Annotated in this window: 24 protein-coding genes; 3 read left to right on the forward strand and 21 right to left on the reverse strand. The window is 47.1% G+C overall.

The window, feature by feature from the left end:
- Window positions 1-19 precede the first annotated feature (19 nt).
- Complete coding sequence (locus F752_RS0101875) at window positions 20-994, reverse strand: isopenicillin N synthase family dioxygenase (RefSeq protein ID WP_017730025.1); 975 nt, start codon at window positions 992-994, stop codon at window positions 20-22.
- A gap of 90 nt (window positions 995-1084) precedes the next feature.
- Here F752_RS0101875 and F752_RS0101880 point away from each other — a divergent pair, with 90 nt between their 5' ends.
- On the forward strand, window positions 1085-1915 hold the full coding sequence (locus tag F752_RS0101880; RefSeq protein ID WP_017730026.1) for a hypothetical protein: 831 nt from the start codon (window positions 1085-1087) through the stop codon (window positions 1913-1915).
- Between the two features lie 373 nt (window positions 1916-2288).
- Here F752_RS0101880 and F752_RS0101885 read toward each other — a convergent pair whose 3' ends face one another.
- The 5 genes from F752_RS0101885 to F752_RS0101905 form a co-directional block, all read right to left on the reverse strand.
- A complete protein-coding gene (locus tag F752_RS0101885; RefSeq protein WP_026135447.1) occupies window positions 2289-3311 on the reverse strand; it encodes a hypothetical protein in 1023 nt (340 codons plus the stop codon).
- A gap of 694 nt (window positions 3312-4005) precedes the next feature.
- Window positions 4006-4695 carry a DNA repair protein RecO gene (gene recO / locus F752_RS0101890; protein WP_017730028.1) on the reverse strand — a complete coding sequence of 230 codons (690 nt, stop codon included), beginning with the start codon at window positions 4693-4695 and terminating at the stop codon, window positions 4006-4008.
- Between the two features lie 76 nt (window positions 4696-4771).
- Window positions 4772-7033 (reverse strand): type IX secretion system anionic LPS delivery protein PorZ, encoded by a 2262-nt coding sequence (gene porZ / locus F752_RS0101895; protein ID WP_017730029.1) that lies wholly within the window; start codon window positions 7031-7033, stop codon window positions 4772-4774.
- 48 nt (window positions 7034-7081) lie between these two features.
- Window positions 7082-7687 (reverse strand): thymidine kinase, encoded by a 606-nt coding sequence (locus tag F752_RS0101900; protein ID WP_017730030.1) that lies wholly within the window; start codon window positions 7685-7687, stop codon window positions 7082-7084.
- An 11-nt stretch (window positions 7688-7698) separates the two neighbouring features.
- Window positions 7699-8022: a 2Fe-2S iron-sulfur cluster-binding protein gene (locus F752_RS0101905; RefSeq protein ID WP_017730031.1), complete on the reverse strand. Its 324-nt coding sequence runs from the start codon at window positions 8020-8022 to the stop codon at window positions 7699-7701.
- Between the two features lie 34 nt (window positions 8023-8056).
- Between F752_RS0101905 and F752_RS0101910 the strand changes: the two genes are divergently transcribed.
- Both F752_RS0101910 and F752_RS0101915 read left to right on the forward strand, forming a co-directional pair.
- Window positions 8057-9295, forward strand: coding sequence for a hypothetical protein (locus F752_RS0101910; RefSeq protein WP_017730032.1), 1239 nt, complete (start codon window positions 8057-8059; stop codon window positions 9293-9295).
- 14 nt (window positions 9296-9309) lie between these two features.
- Entirely contained in the window at window positions 9310-10461 is a 1152-nt protein-coding gene (locus F752_RS0101915) for a glycoside hydrolase family 3 N-terminal domain-containing protein (protein ID WP_017730033.1), read from the forward strand.
- Between the two features lie 167 nt (window positions 10462-10628).
- On the opposite strand, the gene rodA is transcribed toward F752_RS0101915, so the two are convergent.
- The 15 genes from rodA to F752_RS0101995 all read right to left on the reverse strand — a co-directional run bounded on the left by rodA (window position 10629) and on the right by F752_RS0101995 (window position 26470).
- Window positions 10629-11897 (reverse strand): rod shape-determining protein RodA, encoded by a 1269-nt coding sequence (gene rodA / locus F752_RS0101920; protein ID WP_017730034.1) that lies wholly within the window; start codon window positions 11895-11897, stop codon window positions 10629-10631.
- Window positions 11894-13696 carry a penicillin-binding protein 2 gene (gene mrdA / locus F752_RS0101925; protein WP_017730035.1) on the reverse strand — a complete coding sequence of 601 codons (1803 nt, stop codon included), beginning with the start codon at window positions 13694-13696 and terminating at the stop codon, window positions 11894-11896. Before mrdA ends, rodA begins: the two co-directional genes overlap by 4 nt.
- Window positions 13693-14214, reverse strand: coding sequence for a hypothetical protein (locus F752_RS0101930; RefSeq protein ID WP_017730036.1), 522 nt, complete (start codon window positions 14212-14214; stop codon window positions 13693-13695). Before F752_RS0101930 ends, mrdA begins: the two co-directional genes overlap by 4 nt.
- A gap of 3 nt (window positions 14215-14217) precedes the next feature.
- Window positions 14218-15045 (reverse strand): rod shape-determining protein MreC, encoded by an 828-nt coding sequence (gene mreC / locus F752_RS0101935; protein WP_017730037.1) that lies wholly within the window; start codon window positions 15043-15045, stop codon window positions 14218-14220.
- Window positions 15046-15054: 9 nt separating this feature from the next.
- Window positions 15055-16086 (reverse strand): rod shape-determining protein, encoded by a 1032-nt coding sequence (locus F752_RS0101940; protein WP_017730038.1) that lies wholly within the window; start codon window positions 16084-16086, stop codon window positions 15055-15057.
- Window positions 16087-16172: 86 nt separating this feature from the next.
- Window positions 16173-17699 (reverse strand): bifunctional phosphoribosylaminoimidazolecarboxamide formyltransferase/IMP cyclohydrolase, encoded by a 1527-nt coding sequence (gene purH, locus F752_RS0101945; RefSeq protein ID WP_017730039.1) that lies wholly within the window; start codon window positions 17697-17699, stop codon window positions 16173-16175.
- 73 nt (window positions 17700-17772) lie between these two features.
- Window positions 17773-18372 carry a phosphoribosylglycinamide formyltransferase gene (gene purN / locus F752_RS0101950; protein ID WP_017730040.1) on the reverse strand — a complete coding sequence of 200 codons (600 nt, stop codon included), beginning with the start codon at window positions 18370-18372 and terminating at the stop codon, window positions 17773-17775.
- Between the two features lie 20 nt (window positions 18373-18392).
- Window positions 18393-19274, reverse strand: a complete 882-nt coding sequence (locus F752_RS0101955) for a geranylgeranylglycerol-phosphate geranylgeranyltransferase (protein WP_017730041.1) — start codon at window positions 19272-19274, stop codon at window positions 18393-18395.
- Window positions 19275-19372: 98 nt separating this feature from the next.
- On the reverse strand, window positions 19373-20152 hold the full coding sequence (locus F752_RS0101960; RefSeq protein ID WP_017730042.1) for a Rossmann-like and DUF2520 domain-containing protein: 780 nt from the start codon (window positions 20150-20152) through the stop codon (window positions 19373-19375).
- Between the two features lie 169 nt (window positions 20153-20321).
- Window positions 20322-22865, reverse strand: coding sequence for a cytochrome c biogenesis protein CcsA (gene ccsA / locus F752_RS0101965; protein WP_017730043.1), 2544 nt, complete (start codon window positions 22863-22865; stop codon window positions 20322-20324).
- 105 nt (window positions 22866-22970) lie between these two features.
- Window positions 22971-23375 (reverse strand): cytochrome c maturation protein CcmE domain-containing protein, encoded by a 405-nt coding sequence (locus F752_RS0101970; protein ID WP_017730044.1) that lies wholly within the window; start codon window positions 23373-23375, stop codon window positions 22971-22973.
- Window positions 23376-23449: 74 nt separating this feature from the next.
- A complete protein-coding gene (locus F752_RS0101975; protein ID WP_040664012.1) occupies window positions 23450-23719 on the reverse strand; it encodes a CcmD family protein in 270 nt (89 codons plus the stop codon).
- A 182-nt stretch (window positions 23720-23901) separates the two neighbouring features.
- Window positions 23902-24585 (reverse strand): cytochrome c biogenesis protein CcsA, encoded by a 684-nt coding sequence (ccsA, locus tag F752_RS0101985; RefSeq protein WP_040663986.1) that lies wholly within the window; start codon window positions 24583-24585, stop codon window positions 23902-23904.
- Window positions 24573-25250, reverse strand: a complete 678-nt coding sequence (locus tag F752_RS0101990) for a heme exporter protein CcmB (RefSeq protein ID WP_017730048.1) — start codon at window positions 25248-25250, stop codon at window positions 24573-24575. The genes ccsA (F752_RS0101985) and F752_RS0101990 overlap by 13 nt, the downstream gene beginning before the upstream one ends.
- 164 nt (window positions 25251-25414) lie before the next feature.
- Window positions 25415-26470 (reverse strand): hypothetical protein, encoded by a 1056-nt coding sequence (locus F752_RS0101995; protein WP_017730049.1) that lies wholly within the window; start codon window positions 26468-26470, stop codon window positions 25415-25417.
- Between the last annotated feature and the right edge of the window lie 75 nt (window positions 26471-26545).

Genomic DNA, 26545 nt, shown 5'->3' on the forward strand with positions numbered 1-26545 from the left:
GTCAACTCACTTCAGCCGATTATTTCTTCAGGCCAATTTCTGCCAGACGCTGGTTCAGGAATTCTCCTGCAGTAATATCATCGTACTGCTTGGGGTGCTCTGCATCGATACATCCTTCCAGGCAGCTCAGGTCCATCTCTGAACGTGGATGCATAAAGAAAGGAATCGAGTAACGCGAAGAATTCATTTTTTCGCGTGGAGGGTTCACCACCCGGTGAATGGTCGACTTCAGCTTATCGTTGGTATGCCGCGCCAGCATATCGCCTACGTTTACCACTATCTGCTCCGGCAGGGCGGTTATCGGAATCCACTGCCCGTCGCGACGAAGTACCTGCAGGCCATCGGCGCTGGCCCCCATGAGCAGGGTTATCAGGTTAATGTCACCATGTTCCGCCGCACGTACTGCATCGGCCGGAACAGCATCCGGGTTTTCGATAGGGAAATAATGGATAGGGCGAAGAATGCTGTTACCAAATTTTACCTTGTCTTCGAAATAATTCTCGTCCAGCTCAAGGAAAAGGGCAATGGCCTTCAACATGTTTTTACCTGCCTGCTCAAGAGTGCGGTAAGCCTCAAGGCAAACATCCTGCATTTCCGGCAGTTCCGTTGGCCACACATTATCCGGGTATTCTTTTTTGATTGGATCGCTGGCATCGGTTACCTCCTGCCCGACATGGTAGAATTCCTTCAGGTCGCCTGTGCTACGGCCCTTGGCATGCTCTTTTCCTTTAGGCGTATATCCGCGCTGGCCTGCAAGCTCAGGCTTGGCATATTTTAACTTCACCTCATCAGGCAGCTGAAAGAAGCGTTTAATTACATCGTAAAGCTGGCTTGTCAGTGCTTCTGAAAGGCCATGGTTTTTAATGGCTACAAAGCCTATGTTGGTATATGCAGCACCTAATTCCTGTACAAATTTATTCTTCCGCTTCGGATCATTGCTCAGAAAATCAGCTAAATCCAGGGAGGGAATTTCATCATATAACACTTTGCTCATAAGGTAGTTTGTTTGAAATGCAAACTAATAAATTTTTAAACAACTTTTAAATTAAATACCTTCGCAAATAACAACCAACCACAAAACGCTATGAAAAAATCAATTCTTTTAGCTAGTCTGTTTTCAGCCACTTTTTTTTATGCCTGCGATAGCGGACAACAAGAAACCGAGGAAGGAGAAGTCGAAGTTATTGCCGAAACTGAAGAGCCGGTAGCCGAAGAGATCATTCTCACTCCTATTGAGGAAGATACCCAGTTTGCCAATGCCATTCTGGAGCAGAATGTTCCTGCCGAAGGAGCAGTATTAGAACCAGGGCTGGTTCCTTTCGAGTTTAATGTTAAGAATTACCAGCTGACGGAAATGACAAAGGCAGACCATGCCACCATGATAGCCAATTCCGACAAAGGACAGCACATTCACCTTATATTGAATAACAGGCCTTACGATGCACTTTATGAAACCACTTATCAAAAAAAGCTGGAGCCCGGCAATTATGTAGAACTGGCTTTCCTTTCCCGCTCTTTCCACATGAGCCTTAAGCACCCCGAAGCCTATGTACTCCGCCAGTTTACCGTAGGCGATGTACCGGAAGAGGAAGTAGACCTGAATGCGCCGCACATGTTTTACAGCCGCCCTAAAGGCACTTATACCGGCGAAGGAGAAACCGATAAAATAATGCTCGACTTTTACCTGGTAAATACTGAGCTGGCCGAAGATGGATATAAAGTACGTGCGACTGTTAATGACCAGGAGTTTATGATTACAGAGTGGCAGCCTTACTTCCTCGAGGGCTTACCCATGGGCGAAAATACTATTAAACTGGAGTTGCTCGATGCAGAGGGCAACCTGGTCGAAAGCCCCTTTAACCCTGTTACCCGAACCATTACACTGGAAGAGGGTGAAGAAGTACCCGCTTCCTAAAAAGTTTAACCTGATCAACTTGCCAATTTCAAAGGCTGCCTGAACCGGCAGCCTTTTTTTATCCTGAGAGTTGGCTAAAGCATTTATACTTCCTATTTGTACAGCCCTCCTAATCTACAACCTACTTTTTTCCTCCTGCTTCACCTGATGAATGGAGCCTGCCTTTAGAAGCAAACCATTCATACTCTTTCCGTAAACCGGAGCCAGGTTTTTCCCTACAATCTTTTAAATTTCATTTCAACTCTTCCCATCTGGTGCTACCTCTTCGATTCCATGTTGCCTTACCTACTGCATTAAACACAGAAAAGGCTGCCCAAAAGGGCAGCCTTAATCTTTTAGGACAGACGATCGCTTTGTCTGTTACAGGTAATAATTAGTACTGAATTACAGCAGCCATGTTGCCTGTACCAGTCTGGATAATGTGAGCATTATCGCCGGAACCCAGCTGCAGAACACCTGCTACGTTTGCATCTCCATACTGCTCAATCAGGGCTAAATTATCTTCGCCCCATTGCGCAACACCTGCAATGTTATTATCACCCTCCTGATGAATGGTAGCACCATTGGACTCACCGCCCTGTAAAATACCGGCAAGATTATCTGTACCATCCTGGGTGATGAAAGCTCCGTTGTACGCACCAAACTGCAGCGTAGCCGCCAGGTTACCTACCCCATACTGCGTAACTTCAGAGTTGGCATAATCCGCATACTGGTACTGGTAAGACTCATTGTAGTCACCTTTCTGATCATACACATATGCTCTGTTCTGGAAGCCCGTCTGCTCTTGCAGAACATCTCCCTGAAAGCCTCTTTGTCTTACAAAGGCGGTGTTATCATCCCCATCCTGAGTTTGTCGGGTACGGTTACCATCGCCAAACTGGATAACGGTAGCAGCATGGGACTCTCCACTAATCTGCTTCTGGTAAACAATACCATTATCTCCGGATTGCGTTGACATCAATCGATTAAACCGTCCTGCCTGCTGCTGGTCAATGAAATTACCATCACCACCACCTACTTGTTTGGCTGTAGCGTTGTTCCGGTCATCGAGTTGGTACTGAAACACCTTATTATTCGTACCTTCCTGCACGACGGTAGCATTTTGTCCATTACCAAACTGCTTTGTAAAAGAGGTGTTGCTGGTTCCTTCCTGATAAGTGTTAGCTACATGTTTGGTACCATTCTGCTTGATTTCACCGTAATTCCAGTCACCTGACTGGATAACAGTGGCATCAGAACCGCTGCCAAGCTGCTCGATAAGTACTTCATTGGAAGTGCCTGTCTGTACAGCGAAAGCTACATGGACTGTGCCAGTCTGATAAACTTCTGATGAGGACTGTGCCATCATCATACCTGGAATTAAGAGTGCTGAGAAAAAGAGATTAAATTTTTTCACGATAAAAATGTTAATGGGTTGATAAAAAATAATTGTAATGATGATTACTGATACAATCAGTCAGGCATTGCTAAAAGCAGACCCTCGGGCACACGTTTACATAGCATTATTCCCTCTACTGAGGAAATACATTTGGACTCAATTCTGAAACGCCTGTTTTTATTGCAGGAGAAGAAGGGCTTATTGCCCTATATTTATTACACAATAATAAGCAAAATTGTTTTAAAATAATTTAACTATATCTATATATTTTATTATAATAGCCCTTAAGCCAGTATGATACCCTTGCTGCCAACATTTATATTTTATCTACATTTTAGCAATAAAAGCCATTTCAAAGCTGGTAAATATGACAACTGAAAATATTACCCGCTCATTAGCAAAAATGAATTCAACAGACTTTGTGTCTTTTCACAAAGGGACGCAAGGATAATAGCTCGCTGCGCTACCCTGGCAATAAAGTTTTGTACACTACTATTAGTCTACATAATCAGCTTACTCTCAGGACACAAGTTATGGTTATCAGGATAAAATGAATTTGCTCCTTCTTCGCTTTTACTGACAAAAAGGCTTACCACCTTCTTACCTTCAAAAAGTTTTCCTGTAGTAATGGAAAAGTCAAAAACTTGCCACCAGAGCAGGGGCCTGGCAGGAAATAATAGAAACTGAAAGAAACTGAAACTACGGGAAAATTCTAACTCATTACCTCCTGCAAAACCGAAAGCGATTTAAGCTCACCGAAATTATCGACATGGAGGCGATAGAACTGCAGGATATTTCGGAGGATGTGCTTACGTTGTTCAGCGCCCAGGCGGATGCTGGTATTAAAGCCCTGCTGCAATATAGCCTCAAGAGCCTCTTTCTCATCTGCCGCAAAACCAGAAATGTTCCCGCCAGGATGCACCTGTTCATACAACTCCTCGGCTGTACCCGGTGCAAAGCCTAAAAAACTACTAAGCTGCAGCAGAAACTGTAAATGAAAATTGCTGTAGTTTTCCTGGAGGCGATCCAGTAGCAACACCGACTCCTGCAGAAATTCAAATAATGGCAGGCTCTGCTCTTCGCCCTTCACTGTTTTAAGTAGTACCTCGGTCATAAACAAAGCAATGCCTGACTTTCTGAACTCGAAGGGAATGGAGGTAAAGGGCACTATGCATTTCATTTCCTTTATCCGGTGGAGGCTCGTCTGTTCCCGGTAATAAACCACCATGTCGAGCAGTGTGAGGGGCTGGAAAAGAGCAATCCTGCTTTTTGCCTTGGACGAACGGACACTGTTAACAATATAGGACTGCATGCCGAACTCTTCAGTAAACACCTTTACAATAATGGAGCTCTCCCCATATTTCAGGTAATTTAAAACTATACCCTTGGTTTTGTGCAGCATATTTCCTGTAACGTTCTCTCCGGAGGTTTAGTTAACTATCCTGGTTGGGAAGTTAGGACAAAGAGTAAGATGATTGCTAATTTATGATAGCCAGCTTGCCTACAAGGGCTTCCTCTCCATCTTCCGAGGCGGTGAAAATCATATAAATACCGGAGCCGGGTCGCCTCCCCCGCCAGTCGGTCATATTCCAGCTGGCAGTGCCTCCTTCGGCCTGCAGTTCTTTTACCAGTCTTCCGGAAGCATCGGTGATTTTTACAATGGCATCGCGAGGCAGACCGGTAATCCCCACCATGCCTTCGTAAGATGGGTATACAGGATTCGGAAATACCTTTACACTGGCTGCAGGTGCAACTTCCGCAACAGTGGCAGCACTTCGGTAGGAGACAATTCCCTGTTGTGTGGCAATAAAGGCCTCACCATTTTGTGGCCGCACACTAATGTCAACAATATAATTACCGGGCAGGGGGCTATTAGCTGAAGTAAAATGGTGGTAGAGGGTATCGCCGTAATCGCCGAATACCCAAAGGCCGTTAGGGGTTCCTATCCACTTCCGGTTACCTCCGTCTACAGCCAGGGCCGTAATCCTTTCTGCACTTAGTAATGCTCTTCTGTCATATACCGGCAGGGCAGCATTTACATTTGCATCCGTTAAAACGGTGTAGGGGTTGGGAATATAGTTAATGCCCTCTGCCAGCCCGAGCCATATTTGCCCTTCCAGGTCTTCGGCCAGTGTAGTAACAGAGGCTTCCGAGAGATCACCTTCATTATTTTCTTCTCCTAAAATCCGGTACACATCCTTTTCTTCGTTGAAAACCAGCACACCTCCCTCTCCTGGAAGGCGCAGCCATTTATCGTTGTTGGGCAGCGCCAACAGCTGAAGTGCTGCTCCGGCCCTGCCTGTATTCCGGAGGTACCCCAGCCACCTTCCATCCGCAGGCTTATAGCTCACCAGGGGAACATCTACCTGAGGCTGCACCATCCACACCACACCTGCCGCATCAACGGCCAGGGCAGTTACCGGTGTTTTACCATCAGCCGTAGCAGCTAAAGCCATCCCGGGTAAACCGGCTGCAAACTGCACAAATTCACCCGTTGCCGGGCTCCACTCCAGCAGTCCATCGCTTGCCGAGCTAAAATAGTAACGTTTATTAACCGGGTTGTATACTACATCAGTAAAGTCAACAAAAGCAGGCATGCCGGCCTGCCCGGCAATATAGTTTTGCCAGCTACCTTCTGAGAAGACAGAAAAACCACTCAATCCATTTCCTTCTGCTCCGGCAGCATTAAAAAGGGCTATTACCTGCTCGTTGGCAGTATAAAGTTTTACCGGCACATCGGCCAGGGGCCCGGAAGGAACAAAGGCATTAAAGGAACCACCGGGCTTACCGCCCAGCAACCCATTGGAGCCATCGGCAATCCAGAGGGTACCGCTTCGGTCGAGTAAAGCTTCATGCGGAGCATCAACAAGACGGCTTTCCACTTCCATGCTCTCCGCCTGTTCCGGCTGAAAAATATGCACCTCCTCCTCTAGGGTAATCAGCAGGCCAGTCTCAGAAGCTTCGAGTGCGCGAAATTCCTGATCTGTCTGGAAAGTGGTGGGACTCCACTGCCCGCTCTCATATACAAATAAGCCTTCTCCATCGACACCGGCATAGAGTTTTCCTTCTGCCACCGCCAGAGTATTTCCTCTTCCTGCCACCTGTCCTACTACAGGGTAGCGCCGCCAGTTGTTAAAGTCGGCAAGGTTAGCCCCCTGCAGGGCATTTGCAAGGAGGCCGGCTTCAGTAGCGGCGAAAAGGCTGTCGTTCCAGATGGCCAGCTGATACACTTCCGTAGTTTCTCCTGCCGAACCAAGATTTAAATAAGACTCCTCTATTTCGTGAAGCGCCAGGTCGAGCTTGCTAATGCCATAGTCCATGGCGAGGTAAGCATACCTCCCTTCAAAAACAGCATCATTGCTGCTTCTTTCACCAGGTATCGCCGCCTCATGAATGGTTTTTATACTAAAGATCTCTCCCTCCTGCACCACATCTACATTACCATTCCGGTACACTAGCAGCAAGCTCTGTGTCGGTTCATCGTAAGCCAGTATGCCTACACCCGCATCGCTGAGCCCGTCGCTGGTTGTAAGCCGGGTAAGGCTGTTATCCTCTGTATCGAAATAAAACAGGCCATTGTCGCTGGCCGCATATATCCGCTCCTCTGCCACTGCCAGTTCCTGCACTTCCAGATAAGAAAAGTGGGTACGCCAGGTATCGAGCGGTATATTGGCCTGCGCCAGCACCACAGAGGGGAAGAGCACTGCTAGCAGGAGTGAAAAAGAAAGTATTTTCTTCATGTACAGAGAGCATCGGGCTACACTAATAACCGCTTTTTGAAGAAGTTATTATATTTTTTGTGGTGCCTCCGCCCCTTTAATAAAGCAGCGGCGACAACGGGCTTCGTAGGTTTCCTTCTCGCCCAGCATCACCTTACTTTGAGCAGCAGATTTGCGGTAGGAGTAATGGGCAATATCTCCGCATTTTACGCAAATTGCATGGACTTTGGTTACATATTCGGCAATGGCCATGAGCTGCGGCATAGGACCAAAAGGTTTACCGCTAAAATCCATATCCAGTCCGGCCGCCAATACCCGCTTACCGGAGTTCGCCAGCGTTTGGCACACCTCCACCAGCTGCTCATCGAAAAACTGGGCTTCGTCTATGCCTACCACATCGCAATCGCCGGCCAGCAGAATAATATCGTTGGCAAACTGCACTGGTGTAGAGCGGATAGAATTTGCATTATGCGATACAACATTTTGCTCGTGATAGCGTGTATCTATAGCGGGTTTAAAAATCTCGACATTCTGGCGGGCAATAAAAGCCCGGTTGAGGCGGCGCAGCAGTTCTTCGGTTTTTCCGCTGAACATAGAGCCACATATCACCTCAATCCAGCCGGCCTTTTGCTCCTGGCCAGCCCGGCTTTTTCCCATTTTTGGTTCAATAAACATAACAACAGCACTTAATCCGTATAGGTAATATGAGGCAGTTTATTTTGGTCTGGCACCCGTACCAACAGCGGGCCCGCAGGTTTACACTGGCAGGCAAGCCTTTCTCCCTCCTGCAGGCGACCGGCTTTTTGCATTTTCTGCTCGAAGGCAGAAGGAGCACTTAGCTGCTCGGCGCCAGACAGCACCTGCATTTTACAACTGGTGCAACGCCCTTTCCCCCCGCAGGCATGCATCCAGTCAATAAAATTTTCCTGAAAAATTTTCAGGACCGATTTTGAGGAATCCTTAAATTCAACTGTTTTATTACTAATATTTTGTATCGTGATGCGGGGCATATAATTTTAGCTTACAAAAAAACGAAATATAAGCATGGAGAGCAAATTAAATACACTGGCTATAGAAACATATACCAAGGCCTTTGCCGACCGCGTGGCCAACGATTTCTTTGCCCGGCATGATAAAATAAACGGAGAACAGATTTTAAAGCTGTCGCCTGTCCAGCAAATTAACCTGTTTATTATCAGGAATTTATTTGAAACCTGGCAGCAGGAGGCTTCCCGTTTGCGAAGCCCTTACTTTAACTATAGCCATCCGAAGGTAGAGGAGGCCCAGCGGCTTTATATGAACACCCTCTCCCGCCACATAGCCATAGACGAAAGCCACCTCAAGCCCCTGCTCCACAAGGCTATTCAGGATACGCTTGTCCTGCTCTTTTTGCCACGCCTTTACCTAAAAAATACACTGGAAGGCAGTAGCGGAAGCGCCCAGGAAATAGAGGATATCCTGAAGTACACAAAAATTAACCAGGCTTATGCCAGGCAGGCAAGAAATATCCTTAACCAGCAGGAAGTAAACGATCCGCAATGGCTGCAAAATCTTTTACAGGCCCTGCGCGAGCAGGAGGTATCAGGTCAGTTGCAGCCCGAAAATCCCGGTCCTTATCTGCAACAGCTGGCGCAGGTACTTCCGCTCCATCCTTCTGAAATTTTTCAGGAAGATGAGTGGGAAAAAGAAGAGGATGACACCGACTTTTTCAGCAGCATTGCAGGGAGCCTGAATTCCGAACCGGAAGAAGAAAAGAAAGCTGCACCTGCGAGAAAAGAAACTCCCCCTGACCGGCCACAGGAAACTCCGGAACCCGATATACCACAGGCTAGTGAAGCCGCACACCGGCATGCTCAATTCAAAAGAACAGAGCCTCAATCATCGCTACCATCCGGCCCGGAAATAAGTATTTCCCGCCCTGCGCCTGATAACCGGGAGGTAAAGGTGCTGAATGATGCTTTTGGCAGAGAGCGGGCGCCCTTGAACAGCCGCCTCTCCTCCACGCCGGAAAAGCCCTCAGTGCAGTCTGGCCTCAATGCCCGAAGGAAGCCGGGAAGTATGCGCTCAGGCATCAATCTTAACCAGCGCTTTATGTTTACCAATGAACTATTCGGTGGCGACAATAATGCCTTTAACCAGGCACTGGATGCACTCGACCGCTTTGATAATTACGAGGCAGCCCGCCAGCATGCCCTTCAGCAGTATGCCAGCCGCTACGACTGGGATGAAGAATCGGAGGCTTACCTTGAATTCTTCGATGTTCTGCAAGCCCGTTACAGCTAAAAAATTAACCCTTTATGATGAATAGAAAATTCCTGTTTACCGCTCTTGCCAGTTGCTCGCTTTTTGCCTGTAGCGCCCAAACCCCCGAAAATATTAAAGAAGTTGTTAAGAGCCCGGCTTCCGATGCTGTAAACCAGTATACCCTCAGCGACTATTATCGCGATAATCAGACACTGGAGGTGCGCGTTAATGAAATTTTCAATAACATGCGCGATGAGCAAAGGGTAGGACAAATGATTGTTCCTGCTGTCGGCCGCCTCGGAAAGCCCGATGCCGAAGTAGAAGAATTAATTAAAAAGAACTGGATAGGCGGTGTATTGCTATTGAATGGCTCTAAAGAATCATTCAAAAACTATATTGCCCGCTTCGACAGCCTCAGCAAGTCCAATGGCGGACTTCCACTCATTTACAGCGCAGATGCCGAGCCTAGCCTGATAAACCGTAAAATTGAAGGTACTCCGACTATTGTTAAAACCAGCCAGATTCAGGATTCGGCCTCAGCTGCCCAGGTGGCCCGCCAAATTAATCAGGAGCTAAAGGATATTGGCATTCTTTACAATTATGCACCTGTAGTAGACCTCAGCCTGCAAAACCAGGCCATTGGAAATCGTAGCTTTGGCAGCGATCCGGAAAAAGTAACAGCGCTGGCAAACGCCTTTATTCAGGCTACGCAGGAAGAAGGCATTGTGGCGACGGCCAAGCACTTTCCCGGCCACGGCTTAGTAAAGGGCGACTCGCACCACAAGCTGGTATTTATAGACGGAGAAATGAAAGAAGCCCCGCTTTACCAGGATTTGATTGAGCAGGGGGTACTCAGCATTATGGTAGGCCATATTGCCGTGGAAAATAACCCTGCCTACAACACCAATGGACAGCCCGCCACCCTTAGCCGCAAAATTGTTACGGAGCTCCTGAAGGAACAGATGGGCTTTGAAGGGATTATTACCACTGACGCTATGAATATGGGTGCCGTGGCCAGTATTCCTAATGCAGGACTGGAGGCAGTAAAGGCAGGTAATGACATGATTTTAATGCCACTTGATGAGAAGAAACTGGTCTATGGTATTCTCGAAGAAATGAATAATAATGAAGCCTTTAGAGAGCAGGTATACGACTCCGTAAAAAAGATTATTCGAATGAAGCTTACTGCCGGGGTGATGGAATAATAGCCACCTACCAACCGAGGTGGAACGACAGAGCTTAAGCAACATTAGTGATTGTCCAGCAGGCAGTGCTACAGGAAAATAAGCACTGCTGAAACTTAAAAAGAAGAGCCCGCACCAAAATGCGGGCTCTTCTCTTATATCATATTATTTACTTTCTCCTCCGGCTACTATCCTCTGGTGAGGATTTGCATTCGGTGGGCATCGAGCTTAATAAAAATAAAGAGCAGGATGGTAAAGGAAAGCAGCGAAGATCCGCCATAGCTAAAGAATGGCAGCGGTATACCAATTACCGGGAACAGACCGATGGTCATACCGACATTAATCATAAAGTGGAAGAACAGGATGCCAGCCACACAATAGCCATATATCCTTGCCAGGCGATACTTCTGCCGCTCGGCTACATAAATAATGCGGAGGAGCAGAACCATAAAGAGAACAATAAGCAGCAGACTTCCCAGCCAGCCATGCTCTTCGCCTATGGTGCAAAAGATAAAGTCGGTACTTTGCTCCGGCACGAAGTCGAATTTGGTTTGGGTTCCTTCCAGAAAGCCCTTACCGAACAAGCCTCCTGAGCCAATGGCAATTTTCGACTGGGTAACATTCCACCCATCGCCCAGTGGGTCGATATTAGGGTTGATAAGGACCTGAATACGCTTTTGCTGGTGAGGCATCAGCACATTATTAATAATCAGGTCTACGCTATAGATAACACCCACAATAAGTCCCATGCCAGCCACTACCGTAAGGGCTTTTTTGAGCGTTCGGGCAGCAATACCAATAATGAGCAAACCACATACTACTGTACCAATAATTAAGTAAAGCTGGTTGATAAGAAGCGTAAGCACGAAAATGGCAATGGCAATGAGCCCTAATACAATGATGGTAGGGTTCATACCCTCGCGGTAAAAAGCAATGAAGAAGGAGCAGAACACGAGGAAAGTACCTGCATCGGGCTGCAGCATAATCACGGCCATCGGGAGCAGAATGATACCAAATACAACGGCATAATCTTTAAGGCTGGTGAATTTTATGTTGTAGTCATTCATGTATTTGGCTACCACCAGGGCTGTCGTAAACTTGGCAAACTCAGCGGGCTGTATCTTTACCGCCCCTATCTGGAACCATGCCTTCGCACCATTTACCTCCGGCATAAACAATACTCCTATCAGCATAAGAAAGGTTATCCCATAAAAGATATAGGAGAAGGTGGTAAAGAAGTTAAGATCAAGCAAAAAGATCAGGAGAATGACCACCATTGTGATGCCAATCCACATCAGCTGTTTACCGGAGTTAAGCTCCATATTAAAGATGCTCAAACCTAGTCCCGCATCATACACCGAGGCGTAGATATTAAGCCAGCCCAGTATTACCAGTACAGCATATAAGATAACCAGTAACCAGTCGACCCGGATTGTAAAGTTGTTTAGCCTTTTCAATATACAAATTTGCCTTTAAGTACGTAATCTTCAATATTCTTCCGCTCAATCTCCCCTTTCAGGTACTTCTCTATTACCAGGCTGGCAATAGCCGCTGCTGCCCGGGCGCCCTGCCCTGCATTTTCCACATACACTGCCACGGCAATCTGCGGATTATCCTTTGGCGCAAAAGCGATAAAGCCGGAGTGGTCTTCGCCATGCGGGTTCTGTACCGTACTGGTTTTCCCGCAAACAGCAATATCTTTTATTTTTGCGCGGTACTGGCCCGTACCATTTTGCACCACCTCTTCCATGGCATCCACTACAATTGAATAGTGCTCCGGGGCTACACCTGTTTCATGCTTTACCTGGTACTCTTTCAGCTTTTCTCCATCGCCAATCTTCTTAACAAGGTGAGGCGTATAGAAATGTCCCCTGTTAGCGATTATTGCTGCCAGATTAGCCATTTGCAGTGGGGTAACTCCCAGCTCCCCCTGGCCGATAGCCAGAGAGAAGATATTGGAAAACTTCCAGCGCCCTTCACCATACACCCTGTCGTAATACGATGCCTTGGGTACATTGCCTGCTTTCTCACCTGGTAAATCTATTTTCAGCTGATGACCCAGCCCAAAGCGCTCAATATAGTCGGCCCATAACTGCATCCCTGCTTTAGAATCGGCAAAGGTATTGCTGCTTACTTCCTGGTTAATAATCCGCCTGAAGGTGTTATAAAAATAAGGGTTGCAGGACACTTTAATAGCTCCTTTTAAATCTTCGTTCGAGTGAGGGCCGTGGCAGGCAATAAGGGCGCGGTTACACTGGAAGCGTGAATGAGGCTCAATGACCCCTTCCTGCAAACCTACCAGCCCCTGCACCAGCTTAAACATGGAACCGGGAGGGTACTGCGCCATAATCGGGCGGTTAAAGAGCGGAATAAGCGTATCGGCCTGCAGAGCAGCAAAGTTTTTGCCCAGCTCCCTCCCGCTCAAAAGGTTGGGGTCATAAGTAGGACCTGAAATGATGGAAAGCACCTCTCCGGTAGCCGGCTGTATGGCCACTATACTACCAGATTTGCCTTTCATCAGGTATTCGCCATACTCCTGCAGCCGTATATCTACAGTAGATACCAGGTTTTTACCGGGCACCGAAAGTGTATCGTACTCCCCGTCCTTATAATCTCCTTTTACTATTCCTCTTACGTTTACTGTTTTCAGGCGTACCCCACGTTTTCCCTGTAAATAAGGTTCATACATTGCCTCTATGCCGCTGATACCAATATAGTCTCCGGCCTTATAGTAGCGGGTTGTGTCGCGTGCCAGTTTCTGATCGTTAATTTCAGCCACATAGCCTAAGGCACTGGCCATAACAGGGCTTGGGTAAGCCCTCACTGTTCGGGGAGTAATAAAGAAGCCTGGAAAGTCGACAAGGTGATCCTGTACAGAGGCAAATTCCTCGGCCGACATTTGTTTTAAAAAGGCAGATGGCTTAGCGTAAGAATAACTGCGGGCCTTCTGCATTTTAGCAGCAAACTCTTCTTCGGTTATTTTAAATAGCTGCACAAACCGGCTTGTATCGGTATTCTGCGCCTCTTTAGGCACCACCATCAGGTCGTAGACCGGCTTATTATATACAATAAGATTACCGTTACGGTCGTAAATGAGACCGCGATAAGGATATTCCTCAATCTTCTTGGTGATATTACTTTCTGCCGCCGACTTATAATTCCCATCCAGTACCTGAATGGCAAATAATTTCGCCAGGAAAATTCCGCCGACCAGCAAAAACACTATCCCTATTACAAACTTTCTGCTATCATTCATAAACTTCTTTTAGAAGAATAGAATAAGTATTGAATTATTAAAATAACCACAAAGGTAAATACGGTACTTGCCGCCACTTTAAGCAGCGTAAATCCAAACATTTCAAACCCACCAGCCTCAACAAAAAAAAGTACCAAATGATGCAGAAAAATAAGTATTAAAGCATAAACTGAGAACCACTCCAGTCCCATTACCTTCAACTTGGGTGTCATGCCGGTTTCATAACCGCCACGGGGAGCCAGCACACTTACAATGTGCGGCCGCAGGTACATGATGAACACAGAGGCCGCCGCATGAATTCCAAAGCTGTTGTAAAAGATGTCCACACACAAGCCAATGGCCAGCCCCATGAACATAAGCCTTACCGGCCCTGACTCAAAAGGCAAAAGGAGCAGAAAGCCAATGTACAGGAAACAGAAAGCCACATCAAATAACACCACATTCTGCATGAGTACCACCTGCAGTACCAGGTAAATAACAAAGTAAAATACCTGCGCGATAATGCTTGTTCCTTGCATGAATCAGTAGCTAACTTGCTCCAGAGAGTCTTTCTCGTTTAATAATTTATTCTTGATGACATACACATAGGGCAGGCTGGAGAAATCAGTCGCCAGATCCATCTTTATGTCGTAGTAGGTCGCATTATCCGGCAGCTGCACCTCTGTTATCCTGCCAACAGGTATTCCGTAAGGAAATACTGCATTATAGCTGGAGGTAACTACTGTATCGCCCACCTCTATTTTGTGGTGCCTTGCAATAAATTCCAGGTTTGCCTGCTGGGCATCGCCGCCATTCCAGTGTGCCGAGCCAAAAGCATTGGAACCTTCGATAATGGCCGAAACATACAGGTTCGTATGCAGGAGTGAAGTAACCACGGAATAATGATCGGAAACTGACTTCACCTTTCCTACCACTCCATTATTACCAATTACCCCCATACCTGGCAGCACACCATCTGCCCGCCCCTTATTGAGGGTAAGGTAGTTTTTAAAGCGGTTGGTGCTATTGTTTATAACCCGGGCAGGTTCGTAATTATACTGCTGGGCCACTTCGCGTGCCACACTTGCTCTATTGTAAGGGATGGCCATTCTCTGCTCCATTTCCTGCACCCGCTGGCGGAGCATGGCATTTTCGGAAGCAAGGCTTGCATTATTTTCTCTCAGGAACAGGTAGCTCTCCACCTCATTTGTCCACTCTATAATAGAAGCGGCCAAATAATTGGCGGAGTTAAAGAAAGCTGCGCTCTGGTAGCGGTTATTCTGAATAACCAGCCAGGTGCACAGCAATTCCAGGGCTAAGAACAAGGCAAATGCTCTGTACTTGTAAAGAAACAGAAAAAGGGTTTGCATCGATTAGGCTCAGGTCATTAAGACTGTTTTGAACGAATCGAGGTTTTTCATGGCAATACCGGTACCCCGCACCACCGCCCTAAGCGGATCGTCCGCCACATGGATAGGCAGCTTTGTTTTAAGCGCCAGGCGCTTGTCGAGCCCGCGAAGCAAAGCCCCTCCGCCTGTCAGGTGGATACCATTGTCGTAAATATCGGCTGAAAGTTCTGGCGGCGAAATCTCCAGAGCCTTCAGTACGGCTTCTTCGATTTTCGATACCGACTTGTCAAGGGCAAAAGCAATTTCGGAATAGGACACCTTAATAATTTTAGGAATCCCCGTCATCAGGTCACGGCCGCGGATTTCATAATCTTCCGGTGCGTCGTCGAGCTCGGTAAGTGCGGAGCCAACCGCAATTTTTACTTTCTCGGCCGAGCGCTCACCAATCAGCAGGTTGTGCTGGCGGCGCATATAATCAAGAATATCTTTGTTGAAGGTATCGCCCGCCACTCTCAGGGACTGGTCGGCCACAATACCGGAAAGTGCAATAACGGCAATTTCGGTAGTACCCCCGCCAATATCCACAATCATGGAACCCACCGGCTGTTCAATATCAATTCCAATACCAATGGCGGCAGCTAAAGGCTCATGAATCATGTATACCTCCTTGGCATGTGCATGCTCACAGGAGTCGCGTACGGCGCGTTTCTCTACTTCAGTAATGCCCGAAGGAATACACACCACCATGCGGTGCGATGAAGGAAAGAATTTCCCTCCCTTTCCACCGTCAATCATCCGGATCATCCCGCGAATCATCTCTTCAGCTGCGTGAAAATCGGCAATAACCCCGTCCTTTAGCGGACGTATGGTTTTGATGTTTTCGTGCGTCTTTTCGTGCATCTGCATGGCCTGTCGACCAATGGCAAGTACTTTATTAGTATTCCGATCAATGGCAATGATCGATGGCTCGTCAACTACTATCTTATCCTTATGAATAATAAGGGTATTCGCTGTACCGAGGTCTATGGCAATATCGCTTGAAAATAGGTCAAAAATTCCCATACAATGTTTTTATACAATACCTGTCTAACTGTTTAAATTCACGGAAATTTACAAATTTAAACAGAATTCTAAATCCTTAAGTAATATTAATGTTTAAAATGTCTGACACCCGTCAATACCATGCTTATCCCGTGCTCATTACAATAGCCAACAGAGTCCTTATCTCTAATAGAACCACCGGGTTGCACCACTGCTTTGATGCCTGCCTTACCGGCTATTTCCACACAATCGGCAAAGGGGAAGAAGGCATCTGAGGCCATAACAGCCCCTTCCAGCGAAAGTGCAAAACTCTCGGCTTTATGAATGGCCTGCTTCAGCGCATCTACTCTTGAGGTTTGCCCCACGCCGCTGGCAATTAGCTGGCCATCTTTGGCAAGCACAATAGTGTTTGATTTGGTATGCTTCGCTAGCAGGCTGGCAAACTCCAGTGCACGCATTTCGGCCGCGTCAGGCGCTTTTTCAGTTACTACCTGAAAGTCGGCTGCTTGGTCTGTTATTAAATCTTTATCCTGCTCGATAAAGCCATTCAGGAGGGTTTTAATCTGCTTCTGCTGCGGGAGACTTTGACGCTGCTTTAAGAGGATACGATTTTTCTTTTCCTTTAAAAGCGCCAGGGCCTTATCTTCGTAATCGGGTGCTACCAGTATTTCAAAGAATAATTTATTCAGCTCTTCTGCCGCAGCCATATCAACTTTGGCATTTGTTACCAGCACTCCACCAAAGGCCGAAACAGGGTCCGCTTCCAGCGCTTTTTGGTAAGCTTCCAGTACAGTTTCGCCGGTGGCGCAACCGCAGGCATTGGTATGTTTGATAATGGCAAAGGCGGTGCGTCCTTTCAGATCTTCTACCAGCGAAACGGCAGCGTCTATATCAACGAGGTTGTTGTAAGAAAGTTCCTTCCCGTTTAGCTGGGCAAACAGCTCCGGAAGGTTACCATAGTAAGTCCCCTGCTGATGCGGGTTTTCGCCATAGCGTAACACCTGCGCACTTCTTTCGCTCAGCTTCAGCCGCCGAATTTCGCCCTCCTTATTAAAGTAGTTAAAGATGGCGGTATCGTAATGCGAAGAGATGTCGAAAGCATAGGCCGCAAATAACTTACGGTCGGTAAGAGTCGTTTCACCTCCATTCTCACGTAAAATAAACTCCAGCTGGCTGTACTGCTCGCGCGAAGAAACAATCAGCACATCCTTATAATTTTTGGCCGCCGCCCTTATGAGCGAAATGCCACCTATATCAATCTTCTCAATAATTTCCGCCTCTTCCGCACCCGATGCGACTGTTTCTTCAAAAGGATACAGGTCCACAATTACCAGGTCAATGGAAGGGATATCATAATTCCCTATCTCCTGCTGGTCCTGCCTGTGTTCCCGCCTGTGCAAAATGCCACCAAAAATTTTGGGGTGAAGCGTTTTTACTCTGCCGCCTAAAATAGCCGGATACTGGGTAAGCTCTTCGACCGGCACCACAGAAGCCCCCTGCTTCTCAATAAACTGCTGGGTACCACCTGTAGAATAAATGGTAACGCCCTGTTCTTTCAGCAGCCGGATGATTGGCTCCAGCTGGTCTTTATAATAGACAGAAATTAAAGCTGATTGGATTTTACGCGGATTCATGAGTCGGTTTTGGTTTGCGTAAAACTAAGAATATATACACAAGTATAAAAGCCTCAGGCAGGGGCAATTTCATCTAAATTTCATCTTTATCAGCCAGTTGCCTCAACAGTTTCTCTACCACCCGGGGGTAGTGAGCATATTCGAGCCGGTGCACTTTTTGGGCTATCTCTGCAGGACCATCCTCCGGCTCCACCGGGCAGCTGGCCTGGAAAATAATGTCGCCCTCATCGTACGCTTCATTTACATAATGAATGGAAATGCCTGCCTCCTTTTCGCCTGCTGCTCTTACCGCCTCATGCACCCGCATGCCATACATCCCCTTTCCTCCCCACTTCGGGAGCAGAGCCGGATGGATGTTAACGATGCGCTGAGGATATTCGGCCACCAGTTCCGCAGGAATCAGGCGCAGGAAACCCGCCAGCACAATAAAGTCAATCCTGGCCTCCTTGAGTTTCTGCACAACCGGCTCCCCTGCCTTTATTTCCTGATTGCTAAACAACTGCACAGGCACCTGGTGCCGCTTTGCCCGCTCCAGCACATAGGCTTCCTTGTTGTTACAGGCCAGCAGCGCTACTTCGGCCAGTGAGGAATCTTTAAAATACTCGAAAAAGCGTTCGGCATTGGTTCCGCTGCCCGAGGCAAAAATGGCAATCTTAATTGGAGAATTTTTCAAGTGAATAATAGGATTGGCTATTAAAAAAACATCATACTTAATACCCCTGCCAGCATTAGCAGCTTACAGTAAAGACTCAGAAAGGCAAAATCTTTCCGGTTGTCGGCACGTGCTAAGCGGATAATAAAATAGATAACAGGAAAGATCATGAATAAGAAAAAGTTTTCGAGCACCTCGCGGTCAATTTCGATAGCCATCATTACCAGCAGCCCAACAAACATTATCAGCAGTACATACTCCAGCATTTTAGTGCGGGCAATACCAAACAGAATGGGCAGGGTTTTACAGCCAAAGGTAGCATCGCCCTTCAGGTCTTCCATATCCTTTATAATTTCGCGTATAAGGGTAATGGCGAAGGCAAAAACAGCATAGGTATAAATAAGCAGCTCATGTTCCTGATAGTACAGGGCCACCACCGCTATTGAAAGGCCGGTAAGAAGCGCAACACTAAAATTACCGATAAAAGGCAGGCGCTTAAGCTGGTTGGAATACAGCCACAGCCAGAGGGCAGCCAGAAAGTTAACAAGCCCCAGCCTGGGCATCAGCCAAAAACCCATGGCAATACCCACTACATTAAAAATGGTGTGGGCGGCCATCACAATTCTTCTTTTCAGGACCTTCCCCACAATTACCCGTTCCGGCTTGTTTATATAATCGATTTTTACATCGTAGTAGTCATTTATAATGTAGCCTGCCGCTGCAATAAGAATAGTGGAGGAAGAAAGCATCAGGAGCTCCAGGCTACTCATATACTTCCACCAGAGGGTTTTAGGCCCAACCAGAAAAATAGCCGTCAGGTACTGCGTGAGCCCGATAATCAGGAGGTTCTGAATACGCGTAAGCTTCAAAAAAGCTTTGATGCTAAAGTTGACTGGCTTACGGATACCTACGTTGGCGGCCATGCGCTTATTGCGTTAAAGTAGAGCAGCAAAAATACAAAACAAGGTACACAGTTCTTAGCAGAACAGCTCTTTGCTTCTAACATTTCCATTACAGCTGACTACTCCTGCCTGTGCCGCCGGATAATATCCCGGGAAAGGAGATAATAAAGCTCTGCCCATTCAGGCTCCTCCTCCAGCTGTTGTAAATGGGCATCCATTACCTGATGATCGTCGCGCACTGCGGGACCGGTTTGTGCCTGCGTCGGCCCCAGTTCCATGCTTTTATGGATGGTTTCCATTACCAGCGGGTACAGCAGCTGCGTATCCAGTCCCCCATCCTCCAGTATTTCTTCTGAAATATGCAGCAGGTGATTGGTAAAATTACAGGCAAAAACAGCGGCTACATGCAGCACTTTTCTTTTGGCAGCATCCAGCTCATATACCTGCCGGCTCAGGCTCCCCGCCAGCTTCTTCAGCACGGACAAAGCCTGTTTGTCGTTTGCCTCCAGACAGAAGGGCACTTCCGATAAATCGACTACTCTTTCCTTGCTAAAGGTTTGGAGGGGGTAAAAAACACCATATTGATTTGCCGCCTGGGCGAGGATTTCCATTGAAAGGCTCCCGGAAGTATGAGCCAGTAAAGCTCCTGCAGGAAGCATCAGCGAAGCTGCTACGTCCGGTGCCGCGGTATCTGTAACAGCCAACAGAAATATCTCTGCACGACTACTGCTAAAGTCGAGGCTTTCCTGAGCCCTTGCATTGTACAGATGATCTACCAGCCGGGCCGCATTATCCGGCTTCCGGCTCCAGATTTCTTCAATGTAGTGGCCGGCATTTTCCAGCGCCTGCGCCAGACGCCAGCCTACTTTTCCGGCCCCAATAACTGAAACTCTATACATAAACTTAATGTGCTGGTGTGCAAATGAGTTGATGTGCTAATAAAGTTACTATAAGGCCCATTTGCTCGCTCAGTTTCTTCGCCCTTAAACAATTAAACCCAAAGACTTAACTGGCGAAGCAGCACCACCCCCCCTTACCCATTAGCACATTGTCTCATCATCACATTAATTACTCCACTTCCTTATCGCGCATTTTCCTGAACTCGCTGTAGCGGCGGCTAATAGCAATACCGAAGCCAATCATGAGCATCAGTGTGCCTGTCCAGAGAATATTGATGAGTGGCTTCTCCATTGCCTTCAGGATGATGTAATCCTTCTGTGTAGTGCTTACTGTAAAGGTAAAAGTACCGGTATCCGGGTCAACCTGCTGAAAGCCTACTTTCGCGGCAAGGCTATTAACGGTAGCTGGCACTGTTCCGGCCGTTCCGTCGGTCGTGCGGATAATATAGACCGGCTCAGCAGTATACTCGATATCACGAGCCATAATACGAATGTTCGCCTTTACCGCCACATCGTTCGGCTGCAGCACCATTCCCTCCACTTCGCCTACCTGCTGTACCCCATCGAGATAGGCCACATAATCATTAATAAAGAACTGCTCCCCTATTTTAACTTCCATCGTTTCAGGCTCGCTCCATTCGGGCTCTACCTGAGGGTCGGGAATGGAGGATACGTGGGTGTAAAGGTCGCGGTCAAATTCTCTCTTAATATCCGGCGATGCCAGCAGTCCACCCATATCTTTGTTTACCTGGGCTCGCGGAAAGAGCGTAAACTTTTCTCCGTTTTCATCGGTATACTCCACCCGGTAGTAGGTATTTTCCGCATATACTTTTAAGGTGTCCCCTTCCCCAAATTGTTTCTTTCCTTTATAATAGTAATCGCCGCGTGCTATTACCTTATTCGGGTCCGGTGTTACCTTCAGCAGGTCTTTGGTTACATAGTCAGGTACTCCTTCCACTTCCTGGTACTGCCCTTTATACACCAGCTCGTACTGCTTCATCCTTTCTGGCTCATTCAGCCACAGGAGTATATTTTCGCGATTCATTTCATCAGAAAAGCTCTTGCTGTACAGCAGGCCCGAATTATTAAGAGAAACGATCTCTGAATAGCCACTTGAGAACATGATGCCCAGCAGTATCATTGCCACTCCAATGTGGGCTACCGAACCACCCGCCAGCTTAAAGTTCTGGCGACTCAGCCGGAAGAGCACAGTGAAATTGGACACAATGGTATAAATAGCCGCCACCATTAAAATAATGTATTGAGGCTCTTTTACACCTGAGAAAAGCAGGGCCAGGGTGCCAACAACCAGGGTAATAATAAGTGGCGTAACCATAGCTGCTTTTAGCTTTTCCGGATCCATTTTCTGCCACCAGAAAAACTGTCCTGTGCCTGAAAGCAAGGCCACCACTACGGCAAACCACAGCTGAAAGTTAGTATAAAACGCAACAGGATCAGTTGGAGGCGCCACATTTGAGATACCGCCAAACGCTTCTACAATGGCATTATACACCGGAATGGAAGTCGGCAGCAATACCTGGAAGCCCATGAGACATAAAGTAGTTGCGCCGATAAAGATCCAGAATTCGCGCGAGTAGGCAGAGGCCTCCTTTTCGGAGCTGGGAATATGCTTCCACGCCCTAACCGCCAGCACTACAGATAAGAGCAGGAAGAACAGGAGGTAAATGAGCAGCTGACCGGAAAGTCCCAGGTCTGTAAAAGAGTGCACAGACGATTCTCCCAGAATACCACTACGGGTGAGGAAGGTAGAGTAGAGAATCAGGATAAATGAACTAATGACGAGTACAATCGCCGATTTTAACGCTGTATTGTTCTTCTTAAAGGCAATCATTACGTGCAGGGCTGCCACCATAATAAGCCAGGGAACATATACGGCATTTTCTACCGGGTCCCAGTTCCAGTAACCACCAAAGTTTAGTGTTTCATAAGCCCAGTAAGCACCCATTAAAATGCCAAGTCCGAGCACCAGGGTAGCAGCCGACATCCAGGGAAGAGCGGGGCGAATCCAGTCACGGTAGCTTCCTTCCCATAAACCAGCCATACAGTAGGCAAAAGGCACCAGCACCATAGCAAAGCCAAGGAAAAGGGTTGGCGGGTGAATCACCATCCAGTAGTTCTGCAGCAGTGGGTTCAGGCCTGTTCCATCTTCCGGCACATATTCAGGGTTCATCTGGAAAACAGGCGCATCCATGGCATCGCGCATCAGGATAAAAGGTGAACTACCGATTTTCAGCTCCAGCCCGGGAATTACCACACCCAGAATCATCGAAACAAGGAAGGCCTGCACCAGGGCAAAAACTACCATTACCGGGGCTTCCCAGCGTTTATTGGTAGCAATGAGTACCAGGCCGAGGAGTGCCTGCCAGAAAATCCACAGCAGAAAGCTTCCCTCCTGCCCTTCCCAGAAGCAGGAAATCATATAATGTACCGGAAGACTGCGGCTGGAATGGCTCCAGGCATAATGGTACTCAAAGTAATGATTATAAATAATGTGGAAGAGGCAGTAAACCACCGCCAGCACAGCAAAGCTATGGAGGTAAAAGGTCCAGCGCCCTAACTTTTGCCATGATTGTTTTTTCAGGGGGTTTTCTTCGCGGCCTACCTGGAAGTAAGCCCAGCCAGCCAGCAGAGAAGTAACAAACGACAGAATTATAAAGAAATGTCCGGCGTCGCCAATAAAGGTATGTATCATCTAACTTAAGGTGCTATTGCGTTTAGGTGCTTTACAAGGAGGTTCAGGTTCCCTTACCCTCAATGGAGGATATATCAGGAAAATACCGGAACTCCTGCCGCTTATTTAAATTTTAACTTCTTCTTCCTGGTACTTGGAAGGGCACTTCATCAGTATTTTATCGGCTACGAAGGTACCTTCCTTAAACCCGCCGATTACCACTACCTGCTCCGAGCGCAAAAAGTCCATCGGCATCGGCTCATTATAGTACACATGCTGTTCCTGCCCGTTCTGGTCAATCATCAGAAAAGAAAAAGAAAGCTTGTCCGGCGAAGGATACACCCCGACAATCTCTCCGGAGGTTGTTTTCTTTAGCGTCCCCACCACATGTATGCTTGTTTCCTTTCCTTCGGACGACATGGTATATGCTTCTTTAAAGGTAACATAAGAGCTGGCATCGCCGGCAGTCGACATAATCAGGAATATGGCTATGGCAATGACAACAATTCCGAAAATGTGTGATTTTTTCATAATATTTCGCCCATTATAGGGAAGTGTATGGATGAACTAAATGGCCAACATTCGCGGCCTTTATTTAATTTCCTTCAGACAGTAGTTTTTGATTCTCTCTTTTGAGAAGAAACCTCTTTCTCTAATCGCCCTACTTTCTGGTCTATTCGAACAGCGTAGGCAACAAGCCCGGCAAAGATAACCACCAGTACGGCAACTACGATATAAATTTTTCCATTTGCCCGCATGGCATCTGCCATTTCAATCTCGTTATTCGGGTACTCCTGGTCGGCAAGCTCTGCGTTTTCCTGTGCAGCAAGGCTCAGCGAACAAAAGAGCAGGAAGAGCATCAACATTCTTTTCATTTTTTTCATATCCATTTGCTGCCAACACTTGGCTGCAACAGCTTTTCAGTTACAAATATCGGACACAAAGAGCGAAAATAAAATGACCTTTATCAGTTATCTGCCTGATTGTTAGCGAATCCGCAGGCACAGCGATATCCTTCTTTTTTTCTCCCTTCAGCCTGACGCTTATTTTCATTTTTTCAATACTCCAGCTCTTCCAGCCTTAGCTTTATGGCCCGGATGCGAATTCGCAGGCTGGCGAACCACACCCCCAGTAAGGTCCAGCCGATGATGGCCGGATAAAAGACCATCCGCAGGTTACTATCCAGGTCGTAGGCATTAAACCCGGGGTTCCCGCCATTACCAGGATGGAGAGAATCAGTTAACCTTGGAAGAATAAACAGCAACGGAATAAGGGCCGCGAAAGCAAAGATATTATACACTGCGCTGATTCTGGCTTTTTGCTGCTCATCTTCCAGCGAATTTCGGAGCACGATATAAGCAAAATAAATCAGCAGACCGATGGCGGCCGCATTTTGCTTTGGATCGCTACTCCAGTAAGCTCCCCAAGTAAATTTGGCCCACACCATTCCGGTAAGAATACCCAGCACCCCAAAGAGGATACCCGCATAGGCAAATTCTACCGCAATAGTATCGTGCTGTATTTTTCCGCTGCCCAGGTACTTTACAGAATAAGTTACCGACACTACCAGCAACAGAATCATGCCGAACCACATAGGAACGTGGAAATACATGGCCCGGATAGTTTCATTCAGAATAGCCAGGCGAGGCACCTCCATCAGCAATCCACCGATTATGGTATAAGTCAGCAGCACCACTGCCAGCATTTTCCACCAGCTTTTCTTTAAAATCAGCTTCGCCATAAGTAAGGAAATAACATAAATGACACCACAACAATAATCGCATTAATGGCCAGAAGGGTAACAATTTCATCCTGACTGGCACTCCAGTCGAGCCCGTCTATCGCATTTTTCGCCATACGAATTACCATTAGCAGTGTAGGGATAATGACCGGAAACCCAAGGATGGCCATTAGTACGCTGCTGTTACCTGCTTTGGCTGCAATACCCGAGATAAGGGTAAAGGTAGTGGAAAAGCTAAAAGCAGCCAGTAGTATCGATAAAGCAAAAAGACTGATATCCTCCAGCGGGTTCCCCAGCACAATAGCATAGAACAGCAAGCCGATGGAGGTAAGCAGGACCATAAGCAGAATATTATACAAGATTTTAGCAAGGATAATTCCCTGCGGCGAGGCAAGGGTATAGAGATAGAGCTGCCGGCCTTCCCGCTCCTGCATAAAGCTTTTTGCCACTGCATTTACCGCTGTAAACAACATAATTATCCAGAAGAGCGCATTCCAGGTAATGGGTTGCAGGGCACCGGAGCGAACGCCAAAGCTCATATAACACACCACGATGCTGCTACCCACATAGAGAAGCATGCCATTAAAGGCATAGCGCTGCCGCCATTCGAGCAGCAGCTCTTTTTTTAGCAGCACCTGTACTTCCTGTAACAACCCCTTTTTCATTCAAAACAGCTTTAATCAGTGCCGCAGGCACGGTGGCCGCTTCACTGTTGCAATTCGCGCAGCAAAGATACAATCCGGGCTCCGGAATTAACAAGGTATAGGACAAAAAGAAGCCTGTATTCTTGCAGGAATACAGGCTCTATCTTTATTCAATCGTTTCATGACTAAACTAACTGCTTTTTTGCTTCCCGCTCCCGCTCGTAGCGGTTGAGGGCGTTATTAATTTCAAGCAAAATTACCAGTATATAGGCCGCTGCCAATCCAACCAATCCACTTAACAGGATTACCTTAATTAAGGAAAGGTTAGCCGGTTGTTTAAAAGCGGTAAAGCTTTTAATAACCTCCACGTTCTCGATTAGTGCCAGCTTTTTATTAATCTCCAGCTCCTCATTATACATTTTTATATCTTCGCGGTAGACATTCAGCGGGTCCGTCGCACCCTCAGCAGCTCCTAAAATTACATTATTCGAACCGCGGCGACCATTTTCATTCATTTGCTGAAAGCTTTCTGCCAGCAGAGTCTTCAGGCCATCCAGCTTCTGCCGCTCTTCCCGAAGCTTGCCCCGAAGAGCCTCCAGGTTCGCCACCTCTATTTCAGTACGCCGCTCCACATAATCATTATTTTCGAGATAGTGAAGAAGGCCATTTTCCACGTTCTGCAAAAGGTCGTTGGAGAATACCTCTACCGTAATCCGGTACTTATAATTCTCCTCCAGCAACTCCTCCCGCAACACCAGCAACTCCTCCATGGGTATTTCACTAGCCTCTATGGATTTGAAAAGCGCATCTGCCAGCATCTGGTCATCCTGCGATAAAATAGTTTCAACCTTTAAACCTCTTATATTCTCCGCCTCTTCCTGGCTAATATCCAGGTTTCTTGCTAAGGATCCATATGCCTCCTGCTCGGCCAGGGCATGCAGCTCCCCAATGGCTCCATCCATCAGGTCCCGGTCATAATATTCCGATTCAATTACCATACTGGAAGAAAAGTATTCCTTGCCGGTACTGTGCCAGTACAGCCCCAAACCTATAAAGATGACTACAGAGGTCAGGATAAGGATTCGGTAAGCTCTGCTGGCACGTTTTACCGCCAGCACAGCATGGATAATGCCCCGGCCTATCCGGCTGAAGAAGTTACCAATTGCTTTAAAAACTTCCCGCAGGTCTATTTCATCTGAAGAGGGCTGATTTCCATACCCCTGGTTATTGTACTGACTCATAAGATGTTAATAATGATTAAGAAGCACAAAAGTATAAAATATTAATAGTAAGAAAATAATGTATCCTAATTATTA

Source organism: Nafulsella turpanensis ZLM-10, from assembly GCF_000346615.1.
In the GTDB taxonomy this organism is placed as follows: domain Bacteria; phylum Bacteroidota; class Bacteroidia; order Cytophagales; family Cyclobacteriaceae; genus Nafulsella; species Nafulsella turpanensis.